Origin of the sequence: Kitasatospora sp. HUAS MG31 (genome assembly GCF_040571325.1) — a bacterium.
GTDB lineage: Bacteria > Actinomycetota > Actinomycetes > Streptomycetales > Streptomycetaceae > Kitasatospora > Kitasatospora camelliae.
Genome location: NZ_CP159872.1, coordinates 4,370,776 through 4,396,223, shown reverse-complemented (window position 1 = coordinate 4,396,223; position 25,448 = coordinate 4,370,776). Strand labels below are relative to the sequence as shown.

Sequence of the window (25,448 nt, the reverse complement as noted above, 5' to 3'; positions counted from 1 at the left end):
ACTGTCATCCCCGTATCCAGGTTTTGGTCATGACAGCTGGGTCACGACCGGCCGAGCCCTCCCCGACCACGCCCGACCACGCCGGGTCACGCCCGGTCACGCCCCGAGCGCGACCCGGACCGACTCGGCGAGCGGGGTGGTCGGGCGGCCGATCAGCCGGGCGAGGTCGCCCGGGGTGCGGGCCAGTTCACCGCGCCCGATGGCGGCGTCCACGTCGACCAGGATGCCCGCGAAGCCCTCCGGGAGGCCGGCGCCGACCAGGGCCTCATGGTGCTCCTCCGGAGTGACGTCCCGGTAGACGACCGGCTTGCCGGAGCGGGCGGCCAGCTCGGCGGCGTACTCGGAGAAGCTCCAGGCGGTGTCGCCGCTCAGCTCGTAGACGGCGTTCTCGTGGCCCTGGCCGGTGAGCACCGCCACGGCGGCGTCCGCGTAGTCGCGGCGGGCGGCGGAGGCGACCCGGCCGTCGCCGCTGCTGCCCAGGACCGCCCCGCGCTCCACGGTGCCGGCCGCCTGGGCGGTGTAGTTCTCGGTGTACCAGCCGTTGCGCAGGAAGACGAAGGGCAGGCCGCTGGCCCGAATCGCCGCCTCGGTGGCCTTGTGCTCCTCGGCGAGGGTGAAACCGGCGTCGTCGCCGCCGAGCACGCCGGTGTACGCGAGCAGGGCCACCCCCGCCGCCCGGGCGGCCTCCACCACGGCGGCGTGCTGGCCGACCCGGGAGCCGACCTCGCTGCCGGAGATCAGCAGCACCCGGTCGCCCTCGGCGAACGCCCCCGTCAGGGTCTGAGGCCGGCTGTAGTCGACCGCCCGGACGTCGACACCGCGGGCGGCCCAGTCCGCGGCCTTCTCGGGCGAGCGCACCGCGACGGCGATCTCCGCGGCGGGGACCCTGGCCAGCAGGCCCTCCACGACCAGGCGGCCCAGCTGTCCGGTGGCTCCGGTGACGACGATCATCTCTACTCCCGTGGAGTGGTGGTTTCCTCTTCAACAGTCACCGTAGGAGACTCACTCTCTATCGGGAAGTACGCACTTCGGAGTATGGTACTGACATGCAGGTAAGCCAGGTGGCCGCGGAGTCGGCCGTCACCGCACCGCCGGACGTCACCGACCGGATGTGCCCCTCCCGGGTCGTGCTGGAGCACGTCACCAGCAAGTGGGGGGTGCTGATCCTGATCGCGCTCGCCGAGCGGGAGCACCGGTTCAGCGAGCTGCGGCGGCGGGTGGCCGGGGTGAGCGAGAAGATGCTGGCGCAGACGCTCCAGACGCTGGAGCGGGACGGGTTCGTGCACCGCGAGGCGCACCCGGTGATCCCGCCACGGGTGGACTACCGGCTGACGCCGCTGGGCGTGGAGGCGGCCGGGATGGTCTCCGCCCTGGCCCACTGGGTCGAGAGCCGGACACCGGACGTCCTGACGGCCCGCGAGGTCTACGACACCCGCTGAGACTCGCAAGGCCCCTGGCGCAACCGGTCAACCAGAGAAGGGGCGCGGGGAACTGCGCGAGACGGAAGACAGCTCGGGTAGAGCCCTCCCGCACTGCGCCGTTCCCCGCACCCCTGGGGTGGCCGGCTGCGCCTCAGGCGACCGACCAGGTGTCGTTGCCGGTGAGGAGCTTGCCGAGGTCCCCCGGCCCGCGGTCGGCGACCGCGCGGTCGAGCTGCTCGGCCATCAGGGTGTCGTAGACCGGCCGGTTGACGTCGCGCAGGACGCCGATCGGGGTGTGGTGCAGGGTGTCGGCGTCGGCGAGACGGGTGAGGGCGAAGGCGGTGGCGGGGCCGGCCGCCCCGGCGTCGTGGACCAGGACGCGTCCCTCGTTCTCCGCGGTGACGGTGTCGACGTACAGCTCGCCGTCCGCGCCGCGGAAGACCCCCTGGTCGGTGCCGAAGCGGATCGGCTGCCCGTGCTCCAGCCGGATCAGGGCCTCGTCGCGGGTGCCGGGCTCCTTGAGGACCTCGAAGGCGCCGTCGTTGAAGATGTTGCAGTTCTGGTAGATCTCCACCAGCGCGGCGCCCTCGTGCTCGGCGGCGGCCCGCAGGACGGACTGCAGGTGCTGCCGGTCGGAGTCGATGGTCCGGGCGACGAAGGAGGCCTCGGCGCCGATGGCCAGCGAGAGTGGGTTGAACGGCGCGTCCAGGGAGCCCATCGGCGTGGACTTGGTGATCTTGCCGAGCTCGCTGGTGGGCGAGTACTGGCCCTTGGTGAGGCCGTAGATCCGGTTGTTGAACAGCAGGATCTTGAGGTTGACGTTCCTCCGCAGGGCGTGGATCAGGTGGTTGCCGCCGATGGACAGGGCGTCGCCGTCGCCGGTGACCACCCAGACCGACAGGTCGGGGCGGGAGGCGGCGAGGCCGGTGGCGATCGCCGGGGCGCGGCCGTGGATGGAGTGCATCCCGTAGGTGTTCATGTAGTACGGGAAGCGGGAGGAGCAGCCGATGCCGGAGACGAAGACGGTGTTCTCGCGGCGGATGCCGAGCTCGGGCATGAAGCCCTGGACGGCCGCCAGGATGGCGTAGTCACCGCAGCCGGGGCACCAGCGGACCTCCTGGTCGGTCTTGAAGTCCTTGGCGCTCTGCGGGGTGTCGCTCTTGGGCACCAGCCTGAGCGAGGGGAACCTGTGGTCGGTCATCGCTAGCTCTCCTCGTCCAGGTTGCCGATCGCGGCCCAGAGCACGTCCGCCAACTGGGCCGCCTTGAAGGGGAGTCCGCGTACCTGGTTGTAGGACTGGGCGTCCACCAGGTACTTGGCGCGCAGCAGCAGCGCCAGCTGGCCGAGGTTCATCTCGGGCACGATGACCTTGTCGTAGCCCTTCAGCACCGCGCCGAGGTTGGCCGGGAAGGGGTTGAGGTGGCGCAGGTGGGCCTGCGCGACGTGGCCGCCGTCGGCGCGGACCCGGCGGACGGCCGCGGTGATCGGGCCGTAGGTGGAGCCCCAGCCGAGCACCAGGACGCGGGCCTCGCCGGAGGGGTCGTCGACCTCCACCGCGGGGACGGCGATGCCGTCGACCTTGGCCTGCCGGGTGCGGACCATGAAGTCGTGGTTGGCCGGGTCGTAGGAGATGTTGCCGGTGCCGTTCTGCTTCTCGATGCCGCCGATGCGGTGTTCCAGGCCCGGGGTGCCGGGGACGGCCCAGGGGCGGGCGAGGGTCTGCGGGTCGCGCTTGTACGGCCAGAAGGCGGTGCTGCCGTCCTCCAGGGTGTGGTTCGGCTCGGTGGCGAACTCGACGGTGAGGTCGGGGAGTTCGTCGACCTTCGGGATCCGCCAGGGTTCGGAGCCGTTGGCCAGGTAGCCGTCGGATAGCAGGAACACCGGGGTGCGGTAGGTGAGCGCGATCCGGGCGGCCTCCAGGGCGGCGTCGAAGCACTCGGCCGGGGTGGCGGGGGCGACCACCGGGACGGGGGCCTCGCCGTTGCGGCCGAACATGGCCTGCAGCAGGTCCGCCTGCTCGGTCTTGGTGGGCAGGCCGGTGGAGGGGCCGCCGCGCTGGATGTCCACGACCAGCAGCGGGAGTTCGAGGGAGACGGCGAGGCCGATGGTCTCGGACTTCAGCGCCACGCCGGGGCCCGAGGTGGTGGTCACGCCGAGCGCGCCGCCGAAGGCCGCGCCGAGGGCGGCGCCGATGCCGGCGATCTCGTCCTCGGCCTGGAAGGTCCGCACGCCGAAGTTCTTGTGCTTGGACAGCTCGTGCAGGATGTCCGAGGCCGGGGTGATCGGGTACGAGCCGAGGAACAGCGGCAGCTGCGAGCGCTGGGAGGCGGCGATCAGGCCGTAGGAGAGCGCCAGGTTGCCGGAGATGTTGCGGTAGGTGCCGGTGGGCAGCGCGGCCGGGGCGATCTCGTAGCTGACCGCGAAGTCCTCGGTGGTCTCGCCGAAGTTCCAGCCGGCCCGGAAGGCGACGATGTTGGCCTCGGCGATGTCCGGCTTCTTGGCGAACTTCCGGCGCAGGAACGCCTCGGTGCCGTGGGTGGGCCGGTGGTACATCCAGGACAGCAGGCCCAGGGCGAACATGTTCTTCGCCCGCTCGGCGTCCTTGCGGGCCAGGCCGCTGTCCTTGAGCGCCTCGACGGTCAGCGCGGTCAGCGGCACCTTGTGCAGCCGGTACGCCTCCAGCGAGCCGTCGGCGAGCGGGTCGGCGGCGTAGCCGACCTTGGCCAGGGCGCGCTTGGTGAACTCGTCGGTGTTGACGATGATCTCGGCGCCGCGGGGCAGGTCCGCCAGGTTGGCCTTGAGGGCGGCCGGGTTCATCGCGACGAGGACGTTCGGCGCGTCGCCCGGGGTGAGGATGTCGTGGTCGGCGAAGTGCAGCTGGAAGCTGGACACGCCCGGCAGGGTGCCGGCGGGTGCCCGGATCTCGGCAGGGAAGTTCGGCAGGGTGGACAGGTCGTTGCCGAACGACGCCGTCTCCGACGTGAAGCGGTCACCGGTGAGCTGCATACCGTCACCGGAGTCGCCGGCGAACCGGATGATCACGCGGTCCAGCCGCCGGATCGGCTTCGCCGGGCGCCCGGCGTGCACCGCCGACGCGACCGGCTCGGGGCGGTCCCCGCCGTCCGATCCCTCCACTGCCTCTGACTGATCGACCTGACTGGTCACTGCCGCAGACCTCCTCGTGGGCGCCAGCCGCAGGCGTGAGCCGTGTGCCCCGTCCGCCTGGTGCACCAAATCGCATCCTAAGCGCGTGGAAGGCGGCTCGAACGGAACTTAAGCCCACGTCTCCAGGACCCGCCCCGTCACTCTCACCCCATCGCATGGAACGCGTTCGGGGGCCGCGTTCTTCCCGGGTGATCAGGAGTTCAGGTAGGTCACCACGGCGAGCACCCGGCGGTGGTCCTGCTGGCTCTGGGCGAGTCCGAGCTTGAGGAAGATGTTGCTGACGTGCTTCTCCACCGCGCCGTCGGAGACCACCAGCCGGGCGGCGATCGCGGCGTTGGTCCGGCCCTCGGCCATCAGCCCGAGCACCTCCCGCTCGCGCGGGGTGAGGGCCGCCAGGACGTCGCCGCGGCGGCTGCGGCTGAGCAGCTGCTGCACCACCTCGGGGTCGAGCGCGGTCCCGCCCCCGGCCACCCGCACCACCGCGTCCACGAACTCGCGGACGTCGGCCACCCGGTCCTTCAGCAGGTAGCCCACGCCCCGGGTGGAGCCGGCCAGCAGCTCGCCCGCGTAGCGCTCCTCCACGTACTGCGACAGCACCAGGATGCCCAGCCCGGGGTGGGCGGCCCGGAGGGCGACGCAGGCCTTGACGCCCTCGTCGGTGTGGGTGGGCGGCATCCGCACGTCGGCGACCACCACGTCGGGGAGCCGGCCCTCGGCCGCCAGGTCGTGGACCGCCTTCAGCAGGGCCTCGCCGTCGCCGACGCCGGCGACCACCTCCAGACCGCGGTCGGTGAGCAGTCGGGTCAGGCCCTCCCGCAGCAGCACGGAGTCCTCGGCGATCACGACACGCAGCATGGGGGGCAGCCTATCGACCGCACGAGCCGCTCCGGGGCGTACCCGGTCGATCACGGAGGCGGCGCCCACGGCGCCTACCTCGTGCGGATGCCTACATCGTGCGGATGGCGACCGAGTCGCAGAGCTCCTGGAGGGCGGTCTTGGCCGGGCAGTCCGGGAGGGCGGTGAGGAGCGCGGCCGCCTCCTCCGCGTAGCGCAGCGTCTCGCGGCGGGCCCGCTCCAGCGCCGGGTGCCGCCGCAGCAGCCGCAGGGCCTCGGCGTGCGCCTCGTCGTCGGCGGCGAGGTCGGTGTCCAGCAGCTCGCGCAGCCGGGTGTCCTCGGGGTCGGCGGGGTCGGCGGGCATCTGGCGGAGCAGCAGGACCGGCAGGGTGGGGACGCCCTCGCGGAGGTCGGTGCCGGGGGTCTTGCCGGACTCGTGGCCGTCGCTGGCGATGTCGAGGACGTCGTCGGCGAGCTGGAAGGCGGTGCCGATCCGCTCGCCGTACTGGGTGAGCAGGTCGACGACCTCCGGCTCGGCGCCGGCCATCATCGCGCCGAAGCGGCAGGAGACGGCGATCAGCGAGCCGGTCTTGCCGGCGAGGACGTCGAGGTAGTGGCGGAGCGGGTCGTCCTCGGGGCGGGGGCCGGCGGTCTCCAGGATCTGACCGGTGACCAGCCGCTCGAAGGCGTCGGACTGGATCCGGACCGCGTCCGGGCCGAGCTCGGAGAGCACCTGGGAGGCGCGGGAGAAGAGGAAGTCGCCGGTGAGGATGGCGACCGAGTTGTCCCAGCGGGAGTTGGCGCTGGGGGCGCCGCGGCGGACGGGAGCCTCGTCCATGACGTCGTCGTGGTACAGCGTGGCCAGGTGGGTGAGTTCGACGACGACGGCGGCGGGGACGATGCCGGGGGCGTTCGGGTCGCCGAACTGGGCGGACAGCATGACCAGGAGGGGGCGGAAGCGCTTGCCGCCGGCCTCGATGAGGTGGCTGGCGGTGACCGTGATGAACGGTACGTCGCTCTTGACGGCCTCGATCAGCGCGGCCTCCACGGCGTCCATCCCGGCCTGGACGTCACGGGTCAGATCGCGGTCCTGCACGCTCAGCCCGAAGGGCCCCACGACGGTCACGAAGACCACTCCTGTCCCTGGTCGATCCAGCGGGCTGGTCCCTGAGCGCCGCCGTTGCACGTACAAGGCAGGGTATCCGGTCGCGAGTGGATCACTGAACGGGCATGGGCCCCTCCTGCCCGGTGGCGCGGACGGAGGGGCCCGACGGGGTACCGCCTCGGGCGGGTACCCCGGACCGGTCGGACGACCTGCGGTTTCCTAGCGGACGAAGACGGAGGCCTTCGAGGCCAGATCGAGGAAGTACTGCGGCAGCAGGCCGAGGCCGAGGGTGACCAGCACGCCGACGCCGATGGCGGTGGCGGTGAGCGGGCTGGGCACGGCCACGGACGGGCCCTGCGGCTGCGGGTCGGAGAAGAACATCAGCACGATGACGCGGATGTAGAAGAACGCCGCGACGGCCGAGCTGAGCACACCGACGATGACCAGCGGGGTGGCGCCGCCGGCGGCCGCTGCCTGGAAGACCGCGAACTTGCCGGTGAAGCCGGAGGTGAGCGGGATACCGGCGAACGCCAGCAGGAACAGCGCGAACACCGCGGCCAGCAGCGGGGAGCGGCGGCCGAGCCCGGCCCAGTTGGAGAGGTGGGTGGCCTCGCCCTTGGAGTCCCGCACCAGGGTCACCACGGCGAAGGCGCCGAGGGTGACGAAGGAGTAGGCCAGCAGGTAGAAGAGCACCGAGCTCAGGCCCTGCTTGTTGGTGGCGATCAGGCCGGTGAGGATGAAGCCGGCGTGGGCGATCGAGGAGTAGGCGAGCAGCCGCTTCACGTCCTGCTGGGTGACGGCGAGGACGGCTCCGACCACCATGGTGAGAATGGCCACACCCCACATGACGGGCCGCCAGTCCCAGCGCAGGCCGGGGAAGGCGACGTAGAACAGCCGCAGGAGGGCGCCGAAGGCCGCGGTCTTGGTGGCGGCCGCCATGAAGCCGGTGACCGGGGTGGGGGCGCCCTGGTAGACGTCCGGGGTCCAGGCGTGGAACGGGACGGCGCCGACCTTGAAGAGCAGGCCGACCGCGAGCATCGCCAGGCCGATCAGCAGCAGGGCGTCGTTCTGGGTGGTGACGGCCAGGGCCGGGGTGACCGGCGCGACGCCTGACACCACGTCGGCGATGTCGCCGAGCTGGACGCTGCCCGCGTAGCCGTACAGCAGCGCGATGCCGAAGAGGAAGAACGCCGAGGCGAAGGCGCCGAGCAGGAAGTACTTGACGGCCGCCTCCTGGGAGAGCAGGCGGCGGCGCCGGGCGAGGGCGCACATCAGGTAGAGCGGGAGGGAGAGCACCTCCAGCGCCACGAACATGGTCAGCAGGTCGTTGGCGGCGGGGAAGAGCATCATGCCGCCGACCGCGAACAGGGTGAGCGGGTAGATCTCGGTGGTGCGGAACCCGGCCGTGGTGGCCTCCCGCTCCTGGTCGCCGCCGGGGACGGAGGCGGCCTGGGCGGCGAAGGCGTCCACCGTGTGACCGTTGAGGCGGGGCTCCAGGCGGCCCTCGGCGTAGGTGAGGACGGCGAGGACGGCGGTCAGCAGGATGACGCCCTGCAGGAACAGGGCCGGGCCGTCGATCGCCACCGCGCCCATGGCCAGCAGGCCGGCCTTGGTGGTGGCGTTGCCCTGGGCGGCGAGCACGACCACCGCGGCGAAGGCGCCGCCGAGGCCGAGCAGCGCGAGCGGCAGCTGGGCGCCGAGGCGCAGCCGGCGGGGCAGGAAGGCCTCGACCAGGATGCCGAGGACGGCGGCGCCGAAGACCACCAGCATCGGGGAGAGCTGGCCGTACTCGATGTGGGGGGCCGGGATGCTGGGGCTGTTGCCGCCGGCCGCTGCGAGCCAACCGGTCACTTCTGCTCACCTCCGGTGGTGGCGGCGACCGGGTGGGCCGGCGCCGGGTCGGTCTGGTGGACCTGGGAGAGCGTGGCGTCCACCGCCGGGTTGACGATGTCGGTGAGCGGCTTGGGGTACACGCCGAGCAGGAGGGTGAGCGCCACCAGCGGGGCCACCACGGCGAGTTCGCGCGCCTTCAGGTCGGTCATGGTGCGCACGCCCTCCTTGACCGGGCCGGTCATGGTGCGCTGGTAGAGCAGCAGCGCGTACAGCGCGGCGAGCACGATGCCGAAGGTGGCGATGATGCCGATGGCCGGGTACCGGGTGAAGGTGCCCACCAGGACCAGGAACTCGCTGACGAAGGGGGCGAGTCCGGGCAGCGAGAGGGTGGCCAGGCCGCCGATCAGGAAGGTGCCGGCCAGCACCGGGGCGACCTTCTGGACGCCGCCGTAGTCGGCGATCAGGCGGGAGCCGCGGCGGGAGATGAGGAAGCCGGCGACCAGCATCCACGCGCCGGTGGCGATGCCGTGGTTGACCATGTAGAGGGTGGCGCCGCTCTGGCCCTGGCTGGTCATCGCGAAGACGCCCATGATGATGAAGCCGAAGTGCGAGATGGAGGCGTAGGCGACCAGCCGCTTGATGTCCTTCTGGCCGATCGCCACCAGGGCGCCGTAGACGATGCCGATCAGCGCCAGGACCATGATCGTCGGGGCGAAGGTCTTCGAGGCGTCGGGGAAGAGTCCGAGGCAGAAGCGGAGCATCGCGAAGGTGCCGACCTTGTCCACCACGGCGGTGATGAGCACGGCCGTTCCGGCGGTGGACTCGCCCATGGCGTTGGGCAGCCAGGTGTGCAGCGGCCAGAGCGGGGCCTTGACGGCGAAGGCGAAGAAGAAGCCGAGGAACAGCGCCTTCTCGGCGGTCGGGTCGAGGACCAGACGGCCGTCGGCGATCGCGGTGGTGAGGGTCGGCAGGTCGAAGGTGCCCAGGCCCTGGTCGGAGGCGAGCACGTAGAGGCCGATCACGGCGGCCAGCATGATCAGGCCGCCGAGCAGGTTGTAGAGCAGGAACTTGACGGCCGCGTAGCTGCGCTGACGGGCCGACTCGGGGCCGCCGGCCCGGTCCCCGTAGCCGCCGATCAGGAAGTACATCGGGATCAGCATGGCTTCGAAGAACACGTAGAACAGGAAGACGTCGGTCGCCAGGAAGGAGACCAGCACCATCGCCTCGACGGCGAGGGTCAGGGCGAAGAAGCCCTGGGTGCGGCGGCGGCTCTCGAAGCCGCCCTCGTCGTCGACGGGGTCGGCGTCCTTCCAGCCGGCCAGCATCACCAGCGGCACCAGGACGGCGGTGAGCAGCACCAGGACGGCGGCGATGCCGTCCACACCGAGCGAGAAGCTGATCCCGAAGGACTTGATCCAGGTGTGCGACTCGGTCAACTGGTAGCGCGGGCCGCCGGGTTCGAACTCGGCGACGACGGCGGCGGACAGCGCCAGGGTGGCGGCGGCCACGGCCAGAGCGACGGTCTTGGTGGTCCGCCGCCGGGCCTCGGTGGTGCCCGCCGGCAGCGCGGCGGTGAGGACCGCGCCGGCGGCGGGGACGGCGCAGGTGGCGGTCAGCAGGTAGCTCATGGCCGGCCTCCCCGGGCGGAGTAGCGTGGGCGCATTACACGGACCTCATCAGGAGAGTGGTGGCGACCAGCACCAGCGTGCCGCCGAACATGGAGAGGGCGTAGGTGCGGACGAAACCGGTCTGGATCCGGCGCAGCCGGCTGGAGATGCCGCCGATGGCGGCGGCCAGGCCGTTGACGAAGCCGTCCAGGCCCTTGCTGTCGAAGTAGACCAGCGTGGCGGTGAGCGCGGAGCCGGGACGGACCAGGACGGCGTGGTTGAAGTCGTCCTGGAGCAGGTCGCGGCGGGCGGCCCGGGTGAGCGGGGAACCGATCGGCGGGACGACCGGGACGGGCGAGCGGCCGTACATCAGGTACGAGACCAGCACGCCGGCCAGGACGCAGACCGAGGTGAGGACGGTGACCACGGCCGGGGAGAGCGGGCCGTGCTCCTCGGTGAGGCCGGTGACCGGCTCCAGCCAGTGGGCGAAGGAGCTGTTGAGGGCGAAGATCCCGCCGGCGAAGACCGATCCGACGGCCAGGACGACCATCGGGACGACCATGGTCCTCGGCGACTCGTGCGGGTGGGGCTCCTCGCCGGTGACCGGGTCGGGCTGCCAGCGGCGCTCGCCGAAGAAGGTGAGGATCATGACCCGGGTCATGTAGAAGGCGGTGATCGCGGCGCCGAGGAGGGCGCAGCCGCCGAGGATCCAGCCCTGGGTGCCGCCCTTGGAGAAGGCGGCCTCGATGATGAGGTCCTTGGAGAAGAAGCCGGACAGGCCGGGGAAGCCGATGATGGCGAGGTAGCCGAGGCCGAAGGTGACGAAGGTGACCGGCATCAGCTTGCGCAGGCCGCCGTAGCGACGCATGTTCACCTCGTCGTTCATGCCGTGCATGACCGATCCGGCGCCGAGGAAGAGCCCGGCCTTGAAGAAGCCGTGGGTCACCAGGTGCATGATGGCGAAGGCGTAGCCGATCGGGCCGAGGCCGGCGGCGAGGACCATGTAGCCGATCTGGGACATGGTGGAGGCGGCGAGGGCCTTCTTGATGTCGTCCTTGGCGCAGCCGACCACGGCTCCGAAGAGCAGGGTGACGGCGCCGACCACGACCACGGCGGTCTGGGCGTCGGGGGCGAGGTTGAAGATCGGCCCGGAGCGGGTGATCAGGTAGACGCCGGCGGTGACCATGGTGGCCGCGTGGATCAGGGCGGAGACCGGGGTCGGGCCCTCCATGGCGTCGCCGAGCCAGGACTGCAGCGGCACCTGGGCGGACTTGCCGCAGGCGGCGAGCAGCAGCATCAGGCCGATGGCGGTGAGCTTGCCCTCGCCGGCCTGGCCGGCGGCGCCGAAGACCGGGCCGAAGGTGAAGGAGCCGAACTCGACGAACATCAGCATGATGGCGATCGAGAGGCCCATGTCGCCGACCCGGTTGACGATGAACGCCTTCTTGGCGGCGGTCGCGGCGCTCGGCTTGTGCTGCCAGAAGCCGATCAGGAGGTAGGAGGCGAGGCCGACGCCCTCCCAGCCGAAGTACAGCAGCAGGTAGTTGTCCGCCAGGACCAGCAGCAGCATGGCGGCGAGGAAGAGGTTGAGGTAGCCGAAGAACCGGCGGCGGCGCTCGTCGTGGGCCATGTAGCCCACCGAGTAGAGGTGGATCAGGGTGCCGACGCCGGTGATCAGCAGGACGAAGGTGATGGACAGCTGGTCGAGCTGGAAGGCGATGTCGGCCTGGAAGCCGTTCACCGAGATCCAGGTGTAGAGGTACTCGTGGACGGCTCGGTGCTCGGCCTCGCGGCCCAGCATGTCCGAGAAGAGGGTCAGGCCGAGGGCGAAGGACGCCAGGGCCGCCAGGGTGCCGAGCCAGTGCCCGAACCGGTCCAGTCGTCGCCCGCCGAGCAGCAGGAGGGCGGCGCCGGCCAGCGGGAGCGCGACCAGCAGCGGAATCAGAGAGTTCACCGTGGGCCCTCCGCCTACAGCTTCATCAGGTTGCTGTCGTCGACCGAGGCGGAGTGCCTGGTCCGGAAGATGGAGACGATGATGGCGAGGCCGACCACGACCTCGGCCGCCGCGACCACCATGGTGAAGAAGGCGATGATCTGGCCGTCCAGGTTGCCGTGCATCCGGCTGAAGGTGACCAGCGCCAGGTTGGCGGCGTTGAGCATCAGCTCGACGCACATGAACAGGACGATCGCGTTCCGGCGGATCAGCACGCCGCTGGCGCCGATGGTGAAGAGCAGGGCGGAGAGATAGAGGTAGTTGACCGGATTCACTCCGCCTCCTCCTTGGTCGGGACGGTCTCCAGCGCCGGGCGCCGCTCGGGGGCGGGCACCGGCGGGCGGGCGGAGGAGGGGCGGCCGAGCAGGTCGGCGGTGGACTCCTCCAGTTCGGCCATCCGGTCGAGCATCTCCCGGCTGACGTCGCGGATCTGGCCGCGCTCGCGGAGGGTGCCCATGACCGAGTCCTCGGCGATGGTGCCGTCCGGCAGCAGGGCCGGGATGTCCACGGCGTTGTGCCGGGCGTACACGCCGGGGGCGGGCTTCGGGGGCAGCTGGATGTTGTCCCTGACCCGCTGGGCGGCGAGCTGGCGCTGGGTCAGGGCCACGCGGACCCGCTCGCGGTGGGTGAGGACCATGGCGCCGATGGCGGCGGTGATCAGCAGGGCGCCGGTGATCTCGAAGGCCCAGACGTACCGGGTGAAGATCAGCTTGGCCAGGCCCTGGACGTTGCCCTCGGCGTTGGCCTCGGACAGGCCGGTGAAGTGGGAGAGCTTGGCGTTGGCGAGGCCTGCGATCAGCAGGACGCCGAGGCCCAGTCCGCAGAGCACGGCGGCCGGCCGCTGGCCCTTGAGCTGTTCGGTGAGCGAGTCGGCGCTGGTGACGCCGACCAGCATCACGACGAACAGGAAGAGCATCATGATCGCGCCGGTGTAGACGACGATCTGCACCACGCCGAGGAAGACGGCGCCCTGGGCCAGGTAGCAGACCGCGAGCGCCAGCATGGTGGCGCACAGGCAGAGCGCGCTGTGCACCGCCTTCCTCGTCAGCAGCATCCCGAGCGCGCCGCCGACCGCGATCACGGCGAGCACCCAGAACTGGACGGCCTCTCCGGTCGAGGTCATGACCGCACCTCCTTCTCCGGCTGGTGCCGCTCCTGCTGGACGGTGCCGGGGGCGGCCGCGGTGATCTCGCCGCGGTAGTAGGCGCCCTCGTCGGTGCCCGGGTAGAGGGCGTGCGGGCTGTCGACCATGCCCTCGGTGAGGCCGACCAGCAGCTGTTCCTTGGTGAAGATGAGGTCGGCGCGGCTGGAGTCGGCGAGCTCGTACTCGTTGGTCATGGTGAGCGCGCGGGTCGGGCAGGCCTCGACGCAGAGCCCGCAGAGGATGCAGCGGGCGTAGTTGATCTGGTAGACCGCGCCGTACCGCTCGCCGGGCGAGTAGCGCTCCTCGTCCCGGTTGTCGGCGCCCTCCACGTAGATGGCGTCGGCCGGGCAGGCCCAGGCGCACAGCTCGCAGCCGACGCACTTCTCCAGGCCGTCGGGGTGCCGGTTCAGCTGGTGGCGGCCGTGGAAGCGCGGAGCGGTGGGCTTCTTCTGCTCCGGGTACTGCTCGGTGAGCCGCTTCTTGAACATGGCCTTGAAGGTCACGCCGAAGCCGGCGGCCGGGCCAAGGATCGACTTGTCGGTGGGTTCGGACATCTCGGCTCAGCTCCCTTCGGAATGGTCGGCCCCGTTGAGGGCGTCCTGGAGTTGCTTCGGCGCCCGGCTGGGCCGGCGCGGTACGGGCGGGAGCTCCTGGCCGGGCATCGGGGGCACCGGGTACCCGCCGGCCATCGGGTCGAACTCGGGGGCGGGCGGCTCGGTCCCGGCGGCCGGGCGGCGCCGCATCACGTCCCAGACCAGGGCGATCAGCAGCAGGGCGCCGATCGGCGCGCCGGCGTAGAGGACCACCTCGGCGAAGTCGTAGCCCTCGTTGCGCAGGGCGCGGACGGTGGACACCATGACCAGCCAGACCAGCGAGACCGGGATCAGCACCTTCCAGCCGAGCTTCATGAACTGGTCGTAGCGGAGCCGGGGAAGGGTGCCGCGCAGCCAGATGAAGAAGAACAGCAGCAGCTGGATCTTGATGATGATCCACAGCATCGGCCACCAGCCGTGGTTGGCGCCCTCCCAGAAGGTGGAGATCGGCCAGGGGGCCCGCCAGCCGCCCAGGAAGAGGGTGCTGGCCACGGCGGAGACGGTGACCATGTTGACGTACTCGGCCAGCATGAACATCGCGAACTTCAGCGAGGAGTACTCGGTGTTGAAGCCGCCGACCAGCTCGCCCTCGGCCTCGGGGAGGTCGAACGGCGCGCGGTTGGTCTCGCCGACCATGGCGATGATGTAGACGATGAACGAGACCGGCAGCAGGACGGCGAACCAGGTCGGCTGCTGGGAGGCGACGATCTCCGAGGTGGACATCGAGCCGGAGTAGATGAACACCGCCGCGAAGGACAGGCCCATCGCGATCTCGTAGCTGACCATCTGGGCGGCCGAGCGGAGGCCGCCGAGCAGCGGGTAGGTGGATCCGGAGGACCAGCCGGCCAGGACGATCCCGTAGATGCCCACCGAGGCGACGGCCAGGATGTAGAGCAGGGCGATCGGCAGGTCGGTGAGCTGGAGCGGCGTCCGGGTGCCGAAGATCGACACCTGGTCGTCGGCGGGTCCGAACGGGATCACCGCGAAGGCCATGAAGGCGGGGATGGCGCTGACGATCGGGGCCAGGATGTAGACCGCCTTGTCGGCGCCCTTCACCACCAGGTCCTCCTTGAGCGCCAGCTTCACGCCGTCGGCCAGGGACTGCAGCATGCCCCAGGGGCCGTGCCGGTTGGGGCCGATCCGCAACTGCATCCAGGCGACGACCTTGCGCTCCCAGACGATCGCGATCAGCACCGTGAGGACCAGGAAGGCGAAGACGAACACGGCCTTCAGCAGGACCAGCCACCACGGGTCGCGGCCGAAGTAGCTGAGCGTGTCGTAGGAAGAAGCGAGCAGCATCACGCCTCCTCGGCGGCGGCGATGGTGACCAGGTGGCCGACCGTGGTGCCGAGGGCGCGGTGGGCGCCGCCCGGGGTGGAGTTGAGCGGCAGCCAGACCGTGCGGTCGGGCATGCCGTCCGTGATCTCCAGCGGGAGGGACAGCGAGCCGCCGGGGCCGGTGACCCGCAGGGCCCGGGTGGCGCCGATCTCCTCGGCGGTGGCCGGGGAGATCCGGGCGAGCGCCGGGTGCCGGGTGCCGGCCAGGTGCGGATCGCCGTCCTGGAGGGTGCCGTTGTCCAGCAGCATCCGGTGGCCGGCCAGGACGGCCTGGCCGGTGGCCGGGCGGGGCAGCGGCGCCGGGTGGGCGGCGGGGGCGGCCGGACGGTCGCCCTCCCAGGGGGCGAAGGTGTCCAGCTCCAGCCGGGCGGCCCGGACGTCGGGCAGGCCGAGCGGCCGGTCCAGCGCCCTGGCGAGCATGTCGAGCACCCGGACGTCCGGGTAGAGGTGGCGCCCCATCAGCTGGTCGGGCTTGAGGGCGGCCTCGAACATCCGCACCCGGCCCTCCCAGTCGAGGAAGGTGCCGGCCTTCTCGGCCACCGCGGCGACCGGCAGCACCACGTCGGCGTGCCGGGTGGCGGCGGACGGGCGCAGCTCCAGCGAGACCACGAAGGAGGCCCGGGTCAGGGCTTCCTCGGCGAGCGCCGGGTCGGCCAGGTCCTCCAGGCCGACGCCGCCGAGCAGCAGCGCGTCCAGGTCGCCGCGGACGGTCGCGTCCAGGATCCCGTCGGTGTCCCGGCCGGGCCGGGAGGGCAGGTCGGCGACGCCCCAGCGGGCGGCGGCGTCGGCGCGGGCGGCCGGTACCGGGACGGCGCGGCCGCCGGGCAGCAGCCCGGGCAGGGCGCCGGCCTCGACCGCGCCGCGCTCCCCCGCCCTGCGGGGGACCCAGGCGAGCCGGGCCCCGGTGGCGTGGGCCAGCCGGAGGACGGCGGTGAGGCCGCCGGAGACCTGGGCCAGCCGCTCGCCGACCAGGATCACGGCGCCGGGCGAGCGGAGCGCGTCGGCGGCCCGGCCGGCGTCGTCGGCGAGGACCTCGTCGCCCGCCAGTGCGTTCAGCCACTCGGCCTCGGTGCCGGGGGCGGCGGGCAGCAGCGCGCCGCGGAGCTTGGCCAGGCCCCGGGTGGCGTGCGCGGCGACGGCGAAGACCCGCAGCCCGGCGGCCCGGTTGGCCTTGCGCAGCCGGAGGAAGACGATCGGCGCCTCCTCCTCGGGCTCCAGCCCGGCCAGCAGGACCGCCGGGGCGGCCTCCAGGTCGCGGTAGCTCGGCCCGGTGCCGTCCAGGTCCACGCCGTGGCCGGCGACGGCGGCGGCCAGGAACTCGGCCTCCTCCTCGCTGTGCGGGCGGGCGCGGAAGTCCACGTCGTTGGTGCCGAGCACCACCCGGGCGAACTTGGCGTAGGCGTAGGCGTCCTCGACGGTGACCCGGCCGCCGGCGAGCACGCCGGTGCGGGCGCCGCGCAGGCCCTCGGCGGCGCGGGCGAGCGCCTCGGGCCAGGAGGCGGGGACGAGTTCACCGCTCTCGTCGCGGACCAGCGGCTCGGCCAGCCGGTCGCGCTGCTGCGCGTACCGGAAGGCGAACCGGCCCTTGTCGCAGTTCCACTCCTCGTTGACCTCCGGCTCCTCGCCGGCGAGGCGGCGCAGCACCTTGCCGCGGCGGTGGTCGGTGCGCTGGCCGCAGCCGGCCGAGCAGTGCTCGCAGACGCTGGGCGAGGAGACCAGGTCGAACGGGCGGGAGCGGAAGCGGTAGGCCGCGGAGGTCAGGGCGCCGACCGGGCAGATCTGGATGGTGTTGCCGGAGAAGTACGAGCGGAGGTCGTCGCCCTCGCCGGTGCCGACCTGCTGGAGGGCGCCGCGCTCGACCAGGTCGATGAACGGGTCGCCGGCGATCTGCTGGGAGAAGCGGGTGCAGCGGGCGCAGAGCACGCACCGCTCGCGGTCGAGCAGGACCTGGCTGCTGAGCGGGATCGGCTTCTCGTAGGTGCGCTTGACGCCCTCGAAGCGGCTCTCCGGGTCGCCGGTGGACATCGCCTGGTTCTGCAGCGGGCACTCGCCGCCCTTGTCGCAGACCGGGCAGTCCAGCGGGTGGTTGATCAGCAGCAGTTCCATCACGCCGCGCTGGGCCTTCTCGGCGACCGGGGAGCTGTTCTGCGTCCGGACCACCATGCCCTCGGCGACCGGGATGGTGCAGGAGGCGACCGGCTTGCGCTGGCCCTCGATCTCGACGATGCACTGCCGGCAGGCGCCCGCGGGGTCGAGCAGCGGGTGGTCGCAGAAGCGCGGGATCTGGGTGCCGATCTGCTCGGCGGCGCGGATCACCAGGGTGCCCTTGGGCACCGTGACCTCGACGCCGTCGATGGTGAGCGTGACCAGCTCCACCTCGGTGGAGGGCTGAGTGATCGTCACGCGTGCACCTCCCTCTCGGTGGCGGACGGGTGGGCTCCGGGCTGGTCGGCCCAGACGGTGGAGGCCGCCGGGTCCAGCGGGCAGCGGCGTTCCTGGATGTGCTGCTCGTACTCGGCGCGGAAGTACTGGAGCGAGGAGACGATCGGGCTGGCGGCGCCGTCGCCGAGGGCGCAGAAGGACTTGCCGTTGATGTTGTCGGCGATGTCCAGCAGCTTCTCCAGGTCGCCGTCCACGCCCTGGCCGGCCTCGATCCGCTGGAGCAGCTGGACCAGCCAGTAGGTTCCCTCGCGGCAGGGGGTGCACTTGCCGCAGGACTCGTGGGCGTAGAACTCGGTCCAGCGGGTGACCGCGCGGACCACGCAGGTGGTCTCGTCGAAGACCTGCAGGGCCTTGGTGCCGAGCATGGAGCCGGCCGCGCCGACGCCCTCGTAGTCGAGGGGCACGTCCAGGTGCTCCTCGGTGAACATCGGGGTGGACGAGCCGCCCGGGGTCCAGAACTTCAGCCGGTGCCCGGCCCGGATGCCGCCGCTGATGTCCAGCAGCTGGCGCAGGGTGATGCCGAGCGGGGCCTCGTACTGGCCGGGGTTGGTGACGTGCCCGGAGAGGGAGTAGAGCGTGAAGCCGGGGGACTTCTCGGTGCCGAGCGCCTTGAACCACTCCTTGCCGCGGGTCAGGATCGGCGGCACCGAGGCGATGGACTCGACGTTGTTGACCACCGTCGGGCAGGCGTACAGGCCGGCGATGGCGGGGAACGGCGGGCGCAGCCGGGGCTGGCCTCGGCGGCCCTCCAGCGAGTCGAGGAGGGCGGTCTCCTCGCCGCAGATGTACGCGCCGGCGCCGGCGTGGACGGTGATGTCCAGGTTGACGCCGGAGCCGAGGATGTCCCGGCCGAGGTAGCCGGCCCGGTAGGCCTCCTCGACCGCGGCGTGCAGCCGGCGGAGCACCGGGACGACCTCGCCGCGCAGGTAGATGAAGGCGTGGTCGCAGCGGATCGCGTGGGAGGCGATGACCATGCCCTCGATCAGCGCGTGCGGGTTGGCGAAGAGCAGCGGGATGTCCTTGCAGGTGCCCGGCTCGGACTCGTCGGCGTTGACCACCAGGTAGTGCGGCTTGCCGTCGTTCTGCGGGATGAACTGCCACTTCATGCCGGTGGGGAAGCCGGCGCCGCCGCGGCCGCGCAGTCCGGCGTCCTTGACCAGGGCGATCACCTCGTCCGGCGGCATGCCGAGGGCGGTGCGCAGGCCGCGGTAGCCGTCGTGGCGGAGGTAGGTGCCGAGGGTCCAGGGCCGGTCGTCGTCCCAGGATGCGGAGAGCACGGGCGCGAGCAGCTTCTCGGCCGGCTCGGCGGAGGTCATCACGCTTCCGTCCCTTCGTGCCGGGGGGATACCACCTTGGTGCCGGGGGTGCCGGGCAGGGCCTCGCCGCGGGCGAGCCGCAGGCCGGCCATGGAGGGGGCGCCGCCCGCGCCGGAGGCGTCGACGGCGCCTGGGCGCTCGTCGGGGAATCCGGCGAGGATCCGGGCGGTCTCCTTGAAGGTGCAGAGCCGGGCGCCGCGGGTGGGCTGCACCTCGGTGCCGGCCCGCAGCTGGTCGACCAGCTGCCGGGCGCTCTGCGGGGTCTGGTTGTCGAAGAACTCCCAGTTGACCATCACCACGGGGGCGTAGTCGCAGGCCGCGTTGCACTCGATGTGTTCGAGGGAGATCTCGCCGTCGGCGGTGGTCTCGTTGTTCTCCACGCCGAGGTGCTGCTTGAGCTCCTCGAAGATCTGGTCGCCGCCGAGCACCGCGCAGAGGGTGTTGGTGCAGACCCCGACGTGGTACTTCCCGGCCGGGCGGCGGCGGTACATGGTGTAGAAGGTCGCGACGGCGGTGACCTCGGCGGTGGTGAGGTCCAGCTGCTCGGCGCAGAACCGGATGCCGGTGGGGCTGACGTGCCCCTCCTCGGCCTGCACCAGGTGCAGCAGCGGCAGCAGCGCGGAGCGGGACTGGGGGTAGCGCCCGATCAGCTCGGCGGCGTCCCGCGCGAGCCGGTCGTGCACCTCCTGGGGGTACGGCTTGGCCGGCAGCGCCGGCAGGCCGAGTTCGACGTTGCTCACCGGTCCACGCCTCCCATCACCGGGTCGATCCCGGCCACCGCGACGATCACGTCGGCGACCTGGCCGCCCTCGCACATCGCCGCCATCGTCTGCAGGTTGGTGAACGAGGGGTCCCGGAAGTGGACCCGGTACGGGCGGGTCCCGCCGTCGCTGACCACGTGCACCCCGAGCTCGCCCTTGGGCGACTCGACCGCCGTGTACGCCTGCCCGACCGGGACCCGGAAGCCCTCGGTGACCAGCTTGAAGTGGTGGATCAGGGCCTCCATCGAGGTGCCCATGATCTTCCGGATGTGGTCGAGCGAGTTGCCCATGCCGTCCGGGCCGACGGCCAGTTGGGACGGCCAGGCGATCTTCTTGTCGGCCACCATCACCGGGCCGGGGCGCAGCCGCTCCAGGCACTGCTCGGCGATCCGCAGGGACTGCCGCATCTCCTCCAGCCGGATCAGGAACCGGCCGTAGGAGTCGCAGGAGTCCGCCACCGCGACGTCGAACTCGTAGTCCTCGTAGCCGCAGTACGGGTCGGACTTGCGCAGGTCGTGGGGCAGGCCGGTGGCCCGCAGGATCGGGCCGGTGGCGCCGAGCGCGAGGCAGCCGGCCAGGTCGAGGTGGCCGACGTCGACCAGGCGGGCCTTGAACACCGGGTTGTCGGTGGCGAGTTTGTCGTACTCGTGCATCCGGGAGCGGAGCAGGGCGATGCCCTCGCGGATCTGGTCGACGGCGCCGGGCGGGAGGTCCTGGGCGAGGCCGCCGGGGCGGACGTACGCGTGGTTCATGCGCAGGCCGGTGACCAGCTCGAAGATGTCCAGGACGACCTCGCGGTCGCGGAAGCCGTAGATCATCAGGGTGGTGGAGCCGATCTCCATGCCGCCGGTGGCGAGGGCCACCAGGTGGGAGGAGATCCGGTTCAGCTCCATCATCAGGACGCGGATGACGGTGGCCCGTTCGGGGACGTCCGCGGTGATGCCGAGCAGCTTCTCGACGGCCAGGCAGTAGGCGGTCTCGTTGTACAGCGGCGTGAGGTAGTCCATGCGGGTCACGAAGGTGGTGCCCTGGACCCAGTTGCGGAACTCCATGTTCTTCTCGATGCCGGTGTGCAGGTACCCGATGCCGCAGCGGGCCTCGGTGACCGTCTCGCCGTCGATCTCCAGGATCAGCCGCAGCACGCCGTGGGTGGACGGGTGCTGGGGACCCATGTTGACGATGATGCGCTCGTCGTCGGCCCGGGCGGCGGCCTCGACGACCTCGCCCCAGTCGCCGCCGGTGACGGTGAAGACCCGGCCTTCGGTGGTGTCGCGGGGGCCGGCGTGGAATTCGGTGCTCATCAGCTGTACGACCTCCGCTGGTCGGGCGCCGGGATCTGGGCGCCCTTGTACTCGACGGGGATGCCGCCGAGCGGGTAGTCCTTGCGCTGCGGGTGGCCCAGCCAGTCGTCGGGCATCATGATCCGGGTGAGCGCCGGGTGGCCGTCGAAGACCAGGCCGAAGAAGTCGTAGGCCTCGCGCTCGTGCCAGTCGTTGGTCGGGTAGACGCTGACCACCGAGGGGATCCGCGGGTCGGCGTCCGGGGCGGTGACCTCCAGCCGGATCAGCCGGCCGTGGGTGATCGACCGCAGGTGGTAGACGGCGTGCAGCTCGCGGCCGCGGTCCTGCGGGTAGTGCACGCCGCTGACGCCGAGGCAGAGTTCGAACCGGAGCGCGGGGTCGTCGCGGAGCGTCCGGGCCGCGGCCGGCAGGTGCTCGCGGGCGATGTGGAAGGTGAGCTCGCCGTGGTCGACCACGGTCTTCTCGATCACCTCGGAGACGTCGAGGCCCTGCTCCTCCAGGGCGCCCTCGAACTCGTCGGCGACCTCGTCGAAGTAGCCGCCGTAGGGGCGCTCGCTGGCGGAGGGCAGCACGATCGGGGCCTGCAGGCCGCCGAAGCCGGAGGTGTCGCCGGTGCCCTGGCCGCCGAACATGCCGCGCCGGGCGCCGACCACCTCGACCGGGATCTCCCGGCGGGTGGCGGGGACGGTCTCGGGGCCGTCCGGCCCGCCGTTCTGCTCGCTCATCGCAGCAGCCCCCCCATCTCGCTGGTGGGGACGGCCTGCAGCGCCTCGCGCTCGGCCTCCTCCTCGGCCCGGCGGCGGTTCACGCCGAGCTTCTCGTGCTGGATCTTGTCGTGGAGCTTGAGGATGGCGTCCAGCAGCATCTCCGGCCGGGGCGGACAGCCCGGCAGGTAGATGTCGACCGGGACGATGTGGTCCACGCCCTGGACGATCGCGTAGTTGTTGAACATGCCGCCGGAGGAGGCGCACACGCCCATCGAGATGACCCACTTCGGGTTGGCCATCTGGTCGTAGACCTGCCGCAGCACCGGCGCCATCTTCTGGCTCACCCGGCCGGCCACGATCATCAGGTCGGCCTGGCGCGGCGAGCCGCGGAAGACCTCCATGCCGAACCGGGCCAGGTCGTAGCGGCCGGCGCCGGTGGTCATCATCTCGATCGCGCAGCAGGCGAGCCCGAAGGTGGCGGGGAAGAGCGACGCCTTCCGCACCCACCCCGCGGCGGCCTCCACGCTGGTGAGCAGAAAGCCGCTCGGCAGCTTCTCCTCGATTCCCATCTGTACCCTCTCAATGCCCTCAAGTCCGGTGGCTTGTACGCCCGTTCACAAACGGTTCGTCAGTCCCACTCCAGACCGCCGCGGCGCCAGACGTAGGCGTACGCGACGAAGACGGTGGCGATGAACAGGAGCATCTCGACCAGCCCGAAGATCCCCAGGGCGTCGAAGCTGACCGCCCACGGGTAGAGGAAGACGATCTCGATGTCGAAGACGATGAAGAGCATCGCCGTCAGGTAGTACTTGATCGGGAACCGACCGCCGCCCTTGGGCTGCGGGGTCGGCTCGATGCCGCACTCGTACGCCTCCAACTTGGCCCGGTTGTAACGCTTCGGGCCGGTGAGCGAGGCCATCACGACGGAGCCGACCGCGAACGCCGCCGCGATGGCACCGAGTACGAGGATCGGCGCGTAGGCATTCATAGCCCCCGCTCCCTCCGTCCAGTCGTCCTTGACTGCAGATCGGAACCGCCGGGTCACGTTGGGTCGGACCCGCGTTCCACACCGTGAGATCCACCGCATGTGAGGCAGTTCACAAAGCCTGGAACGAGCGCATCCTATGCCCGTCGGCTTGTGATCTGCGACACGCGGTTCCTAACGATCTTTGTGATCTGCGCCACCTCACAAACGCTGCCCAAGGCGCCCAAGTCCCCATCAGGCCACGCAACGGAGGCAAACGGACACAATCTGTCGCAATCGACTGTGAAGCGACTGGTCAGAGGCCGTCGCCCATACCAACCCGAGGGTGGCGGAGGCAAATTTCGATCTTGCCGGGTTGACGTGTTATAGGCCCTCACTCGCCCGGGTGCGGACCCGGTGCAGCCGCTTGACCCTTCGTTCACAAGCTCACGAGGAGCCCGCCGGACCGGGCCCGGGCGGCGGGCCCGACGGCGGCCCGGCGGCGGCCCGGCGGGGGGCTCGACCGGTCGCCGGGGACGCTGGGCGGCGCTAGGCGGGCGTCTGCGCCGTGCGGCGGCCCCACTCGGTGCCGGCGAGCACGCAGAGGCCGCCCAGCAGCGCCGCGGCCCCCGGCCGGTCCCCGGCGACGGCGATGCCGAACACCGCCGCCCAGAGCGGCTCGGTGCCCAGTAGCAGGCTCACCCGGGACGGCGAGGTCGCCCGGACCGCCCACGCCTGCACGAAGAACGCGAACACCGTGCAGAACAGCGACAGGTACAGCAGCAGGCCCCAGCCGGCCGCTCCGAACTCCGCCGCGAGGGCCAGCGGGGACGGCCCGGCGAACGGCGCCGCCAGGGCGAACACCGCGGTGGCCGAGGCCAGTTGGACCCAGGTCAGGGCCAGCGAGTCGGTGTCCGCCACCGCCCGGCTGCGGGCCGTGGCCAGCACGAACGCGGTCCGCACCACGGCCGCCGCGAGCACCAGCAGATCGCCCGCGGAAGGGGCCCGCAGGCCGCCGTCCGCGGTCAGCAGGGCGACCCCGAGCACCGAGAGACCGGCCGCCGCCAGGAACGGCCGGGACGGCCGGGTACGCCGCAGGGCGCTGTCGGCGAGCGGGGTGAAGACCATGGTGAGGCTGATGATCAGCCCGGCGTTGGTGGCGCTGGTGTGCACCGCGCCGTACGTCTCCAGCAGGAAGATCCCGCCGAGCACCAGCCCCAGCGCGGCGCCGCCGAGCCACTCCCGGCGGGTCAGCCGGCGCAGCGCCGGCCAGGCGGCGAGGCCGAGCGGCGGGAGGACCAGGCCGAAGCGGAGCACCAGCACGGCGAGGGCGGTGCCCGGGTCGGCGACCTCCTTGACCACCAGGAAGCTGGATCCCCAGACCGCGGCGACCGCGAGGACGGGCAGGTCGCGGAAGGACTGCCGGGGAACGGGCAGGTCGGCGGGGGTGGCGGTCATGCGGGGCCCTCCGGGGTGACGGTTAGGGCCCGTACACCGTCGGACGGGGGCTGCCTGGCCCGCCATCGTCCCGCACCGGGCGCCCCGGGTCCAACGGCTTTGCCCGGCCACCCGTGTGGCCGGGCGGGTGCGGTGAGGGCAACCAGATGGGTGCGGTGGATCAGGCGTTGGGCGCGACCTTGGCGAGGCCGTTGATGATGCGGTCCATGGCGTCGCCGCCCTGCGGGTCCGTCAGGTTGGCGAGGAGCTTGAGGACGAACTTCATCAGGACCGGGTGGGTCAGCCCGCGGTCCGTGGCCAGCTGCATGATCCTCGGGTTGCCGAGCAGCTTCACGAACGCCCGGCCGAGCGTGTAGTAGCCGCCGTACACCTCCTTGAGGATCTGCGGGTACCGCTGCAGGGCCCGCTCCCGCCCGGCGTCGGTGACCCGGGCGTTGGCCTGGATGATGACGCCGGCCGCGATCTGCCCGGACTCCATCGCGTAGGCGATGCCCTCGCCGTTGAACGGGTTGACCATGCCGCCCGCGTCGCCGACCAGGAGCAGGCCGCGGGTGTAGTGCGGCTGCCGGTTGAAGGCCATCGGCAGGGCTGCGCCGCGGATCGGGTCGGTCATGTTCTCCGGGGTGTAGCCCCACTCCTCGGGCATCGAGGCGCACCAGGCCTTCAGCACCTCGCGCCAGTTGAGGTCGCCGAACGCGGGCGAGGAGTTGAGGATGCCGAGGCCGACGTTGGAGGTGCCGTCGCCCATGCCGAAGATCCAGCCGTAGCCGGGCAGCAGCTTCTTCTCGCCGCCGCGGGTGTCCCACAGCTCCAGCCAGGACTCCAGGTAGTCGTCCTGGTGGCGCGGGGAGGTGAAGTACGTCCGGTAGGCGACGCCCATCGGGCGGGACTCGATCCGGTGCAGGCCCATGGCGAGCGAGAGCCGGGTGGAGTTGCCGTCGGCGGCGACCACCAGCGGGGCGCGGAAGACGACCTCGCGCTTCTCGTCGCCGAGCTTCGCGGTCACCCCGGTGATCCGGCCGGTGCGGTCGTCCAGGACCGGCCCGGTGACGTTGCAGGTCTCGTAGAGGCGGGCGCCGGCCTTCTGGGCCTGACGGGCCAGCAGCTCGTCGAAGTCGGCGCGCTTGCGGACCAGTCCGTAGTCGGGGAAGGCGGACAGCTCCGGCCAGTCGAGCTCCAGCCGGACGCCGCCGCCGATGATCCGCAGGCCGCGGTTGTGCAGCCAGCCGTTCTCCACCGAGACGTCGATGCCCATGTCGACCAGCTGCTTGGTGGCGCGGGGGGTCAGGCCGTCGCCGCAGACCTTCTCCCGGGGGAAGGCGGTCTTCTCCAGCAGCAGCACGTCGAGGCCGGCCTGGGCCAGGTAGTACGCGGTGGTCGAGCCGGCCGGGCCCGCCCCGACCACGATGACGTCAGCGGTGCTCTCGACGGCGGTCTCGGTCATGGGCGGTGTTCTCCTGAGCGCTG

General features: G+C 71.7%; 22 protein-coding genes. 1 reads left to right on the top strand and 21 read right to left on the bottom strand.

The window, feature by feature from the left end; all coding sequences use genetic code 11:
* Nucleotides 1-96 precede the first annotated feature (96 nt).
* A complete protein-coding gene (locus ABWK59_RS19960) occupies nucleotides 97-951 on the bottom strand; it encodes an SDR family oxidoreductase (protein ID WP_354641960.1) in 855 nt (284 codons plus the stop codon).
* Nucleotides 952-1,046: 95 nt separating this feature from the next.
* Between ABWK59_RS19960 and ABWK59_RS19955 the strand changes: the two genes are divergently transcribed.
* Entirely contained in the window at nucleotides 1,047-1,439 is a 393-nt protein-coding gene (locus tag ABWK59_RS19955; protein ID WP_420492808.1) for a winged helix-turn-helix transcriptional regulator, read from the top strand.
* Nucleotides 1,440-1,572: 133 nt separating this feature from the next.
* On the opposite strand, the gene ABWK59_RS19950 is transcribed toward ABWK59_RS19955, so the two are convergent.
* From ABWK59_RS19950 to ABWK59_RS19855, 20 genes are all read right to left on the bottom strand, one after another.
* Nucleotides 1,573-2,622 (bottom strand): 2-oxoacid:ferredoxin oxidoreductase subunit beta, encoded by a 1,050-nt coding sequence (locus ABWK59_RS19950; protein WP_354641959.1) that lies wholly within the window; start codon nucleotides 2,620-2,622, stop codon nucleotides 1,573-1,575.
* Nucleotides 2,623-2,624: 2 nt separating this feature from the next.
* Entirely contained in the window at nucleotides 2,625-4,586 is a 1,962-nt protein-coding gene (locus tag ABWK59_RS19945; RefSeq protein WP_420492807.1) for a 2-oxoacid:acceptor oxidoreductase subunit alpha, read from the bottom strand.
* Between the two features lie 192 nt (nucleotides 4,587-4,778).
* Complete coding sequence (locus ABWK59_RS19940) at nucleotides 4,779-5,438, bottom strand: response regulator transcription factor (protein WP_354645023.1); 660 nt, start codon at nucleotides 5,436-5,438, stop codon at nucleotides 4,779-4,781.
* Between the two features lie 94 nt (nucleotides 5,439-5,532).
* Complete coding sequence (locus tag ABWK59_RS19935) at nucleotides 5,533-6,546, bottom strand: polyprenyl synthetase family protein (RefSeq protein ID WP_354641958.1); 1,014 nt, start codon at nucleotides 6,544-6,546, stop codon at nucleotides 5,533-5,535.
* A 198-nt stretch (nucleotides 6,547-6,744) separates the two neighbouring features.
* The gene (gene nuoN / locus ABWK59_RS19930) at nucleotides 6,745-8,376 is read right to left on the bottom strand and encodes an NADH-quinone oxidoreductase subunit NuoN (protein WP_354641957.1); all 1,632 of its coding nucleotides are present in this window, start codon (nucleotides 8,374-8,376) and stop codon (nucleotides 6,745-6,747) included.
* Nucleotides 8,373-9,986: an NADH-quinone oxidoreductase subunit M gene (locus tag ABWK59_RS19925; protein WP_354641956.1), complete on the bottom strand. Its 1,614-nt coding sequence runs from the start codon at nucleotides 9,984-9,986 to the stop codon at nucleotides 8,373-8,375. Before ABWK59_RS19925 ends, nuoN begins: the two co-directional genes overlap by 4 nt.
* Before the next feature lie 34 nt (nucleotides 9,987-10,020).
* Complete coding sequence (gene nuoL, locus ABWK59_RS19920) at nucleotides 10,021-11,919, bottom strand: NADH-quinone oxidoreductase subunit L (RefSeq protein WP_354641955.1); 1,899 nt, start codon at nucleotides 11,917-11,919, stop codon at nucleotides 10,021-10,023.
* A gap of 14 nt (nucleotides 11,920-11,933) precedes the next feature.
* Nucleotides 11,934-12,233: an NADH-quinone oxidoreductase subunit NuoK gene (gene nuoK / locus ABWK59_RS19915; RefSeq protein WP_354641954.1), complete on the bottom strand. Its 300-nt coding sequence runs from the start codon at nucleotides 12,231-12,233 to the stop codon at nucleotides 11,934-11,936.
* Nucleotides 12,230-13,081: an NADH-quinone oxidoreductase subunit J gene (locus tag ABWK59_RS19910; RefSeq protein WP_354641953.1), complete on the bottom strand. Its 852-nt coding sequence runs from the start codon at nucleotides 13,079-13,081 to the stop codon at nucleotides 12,230-12,232. Before ABWK59_RS19910 ends, nuoK begins: the two co-directional genes overlap by 4 nt.
* Nucleotides 13,078-13,656, bottom strand: a complete 579-nt coding sequence (gene nuoI / locus ABWK59_RS19905) for an NADH-quinone oxidoreductase subunit NuoI (RefSeq protein WP_354641952.1) — start codon at nucleotides 13,654-13,656, stop codon at nucleotides 13,078-13,080. Before nuoI ends, ABWK59_RS19910 begins: the two co-directional genes overlap by 4 nt.
* A 6-nt stretch (nucleotides 13,657-13,662) precedes the next feature.
* Entirely contained in the window at nucleotides 13,663-14,994 is a 1,332-nt protein-coding gene (gene nuoH / locus ABWK59_RS19900) for an NADH-quinone oxidoreductase subunit NuoH (RefSeq protein WP_354641951.1), read from the bottom strand.
* Nucleotides 14,994-17,435, bottom strand: a complete 2,442-nt coding sequence (locus ABWK59_RS19895) for an NADH-quinone oxidoreductase subunit G (protein ID WP_354641950.1) — start codon at nucleotides 17,433-17,435, stop codon at nucleotides 14,994-14,996. The genes nuoH and ABWK59_RS19895 overlap by 1 nt, the downstream gene beginning before the upstream one ends.
* Complete coding sequence (gene nuoF / locus ABWK59_RS19890) at nucleotides 17,432-18,790, bottom strand: NADH-quinone oxidoreductase subunit NuoF (RefSeq protein WP_354641949.1); 1,359 nt, start codon at nucleotides 18,788-18,790, stop codon at nucleotides 17,432-17,434. Before nuoF ends, ABWK59_RS19895 begins: the two co-directional genes overlap by 4 nt.
* Nucleotides 18,790-19,530, bottom strand: coding sequence for an NADH-quinone oxidoreductase subunit NuoE (nuoE, locus tag ABWK59_RS19885; protein ID WP_354641948.1), 741 nt, complete (start codon nucleotides 19,528-19,530; stop codon nucleotides 18,790-18,792). The genes nuoF and nuoE overlap by 1 nt, the downstream gene beginning before the upstream one ends.
* Nucleotides 19,527-20,852: an NADH-quinone oxidoreductase subunit D gene (locus ABWK59_RS19880; RefSeq protein ID WP_354641947.1), complete on the bottom strand. Its 1,326-nt coding sequence runs from the start codon at nucleotides 20,850-20,852 to the stop codon at nucleotides 19,527-19,529. The genes nuoE and ABWK59_RS19880 overlap by 4 nt, the downstream gene beginning before the upstream one ends.
* Nucleotides 20,852-21,577, bottom strand: coding sequence for an NADH-quinone oxidoreductase subunit C (locus ABWK59_RS19875; RefSeq protein WP_354641946.1), 726 nt, complete (start codon nucleotides 21,575-21,577; stop codon nucleotides 20,852-20,854). Before ABWK59_RS19875 ends, ABWK59_RS19880 begins: the two co-directional genes overlap by 1 nt.
* On the bottom strand, nucleotides 21,574-22,128 hold the full coding sequence (locus ABWK59_RS19870) for a NuoB/complex I 20 kDa subunit family protein (RefSeq protein WP_354641945.1): 555 nt from the start codon (nucleotides 22,126-22,128) through the stop codon (nucleotides 21,574-21,576). Before ABWK59_RS19870 ends, ABWK59_RS19875 begins: the two co-directional genes overlap by 4 nt.
* A 59-nt stretch (nucleotides 22,129-22,187) precedes the next feature.
* Nucleotides 22,188-22,547, bottom strand: a complete 360-nt coding sequence (locus tag ABWK59_RS19865) for an NADH-quinone oxidoreductase subunit A (protein ID WP_354641944.1) — start codon at nucleotides 22,545-22,547, stop codon at nucleotides 22,188-22,190.
* Nucleotides 22,548-23,072: 525 nt separating this feature from the next.
* Nucleotides 23,073-23,981: a DMT family transporter gene (locus ABWK59_RS19860; RefSeq protein ID WP_354641943.1), complete on the bottom strand. Its 909-nt coding sequence runs from the start codon at nucleotides 23,979-23,981 to the stop codon at nucleotides 23,073-23,075.
* 160 nt (nucleotides 23,982-24,141) lie between these two features.
* Nucleotides 24,142-25,425, bottom strand: a complete 1,284-nt coding sequence (locus tag ABWK59_RS19855; RefSeq protein ID WP_354641942.1) for a geranylgeranyl reductase family protein — start codon at nucleotides 25,423-25,425, stop codon at nucleotides 24,142-24,144.
* Nucleotides 25,426-25,448: the final 23 nt, after the last annotated feature.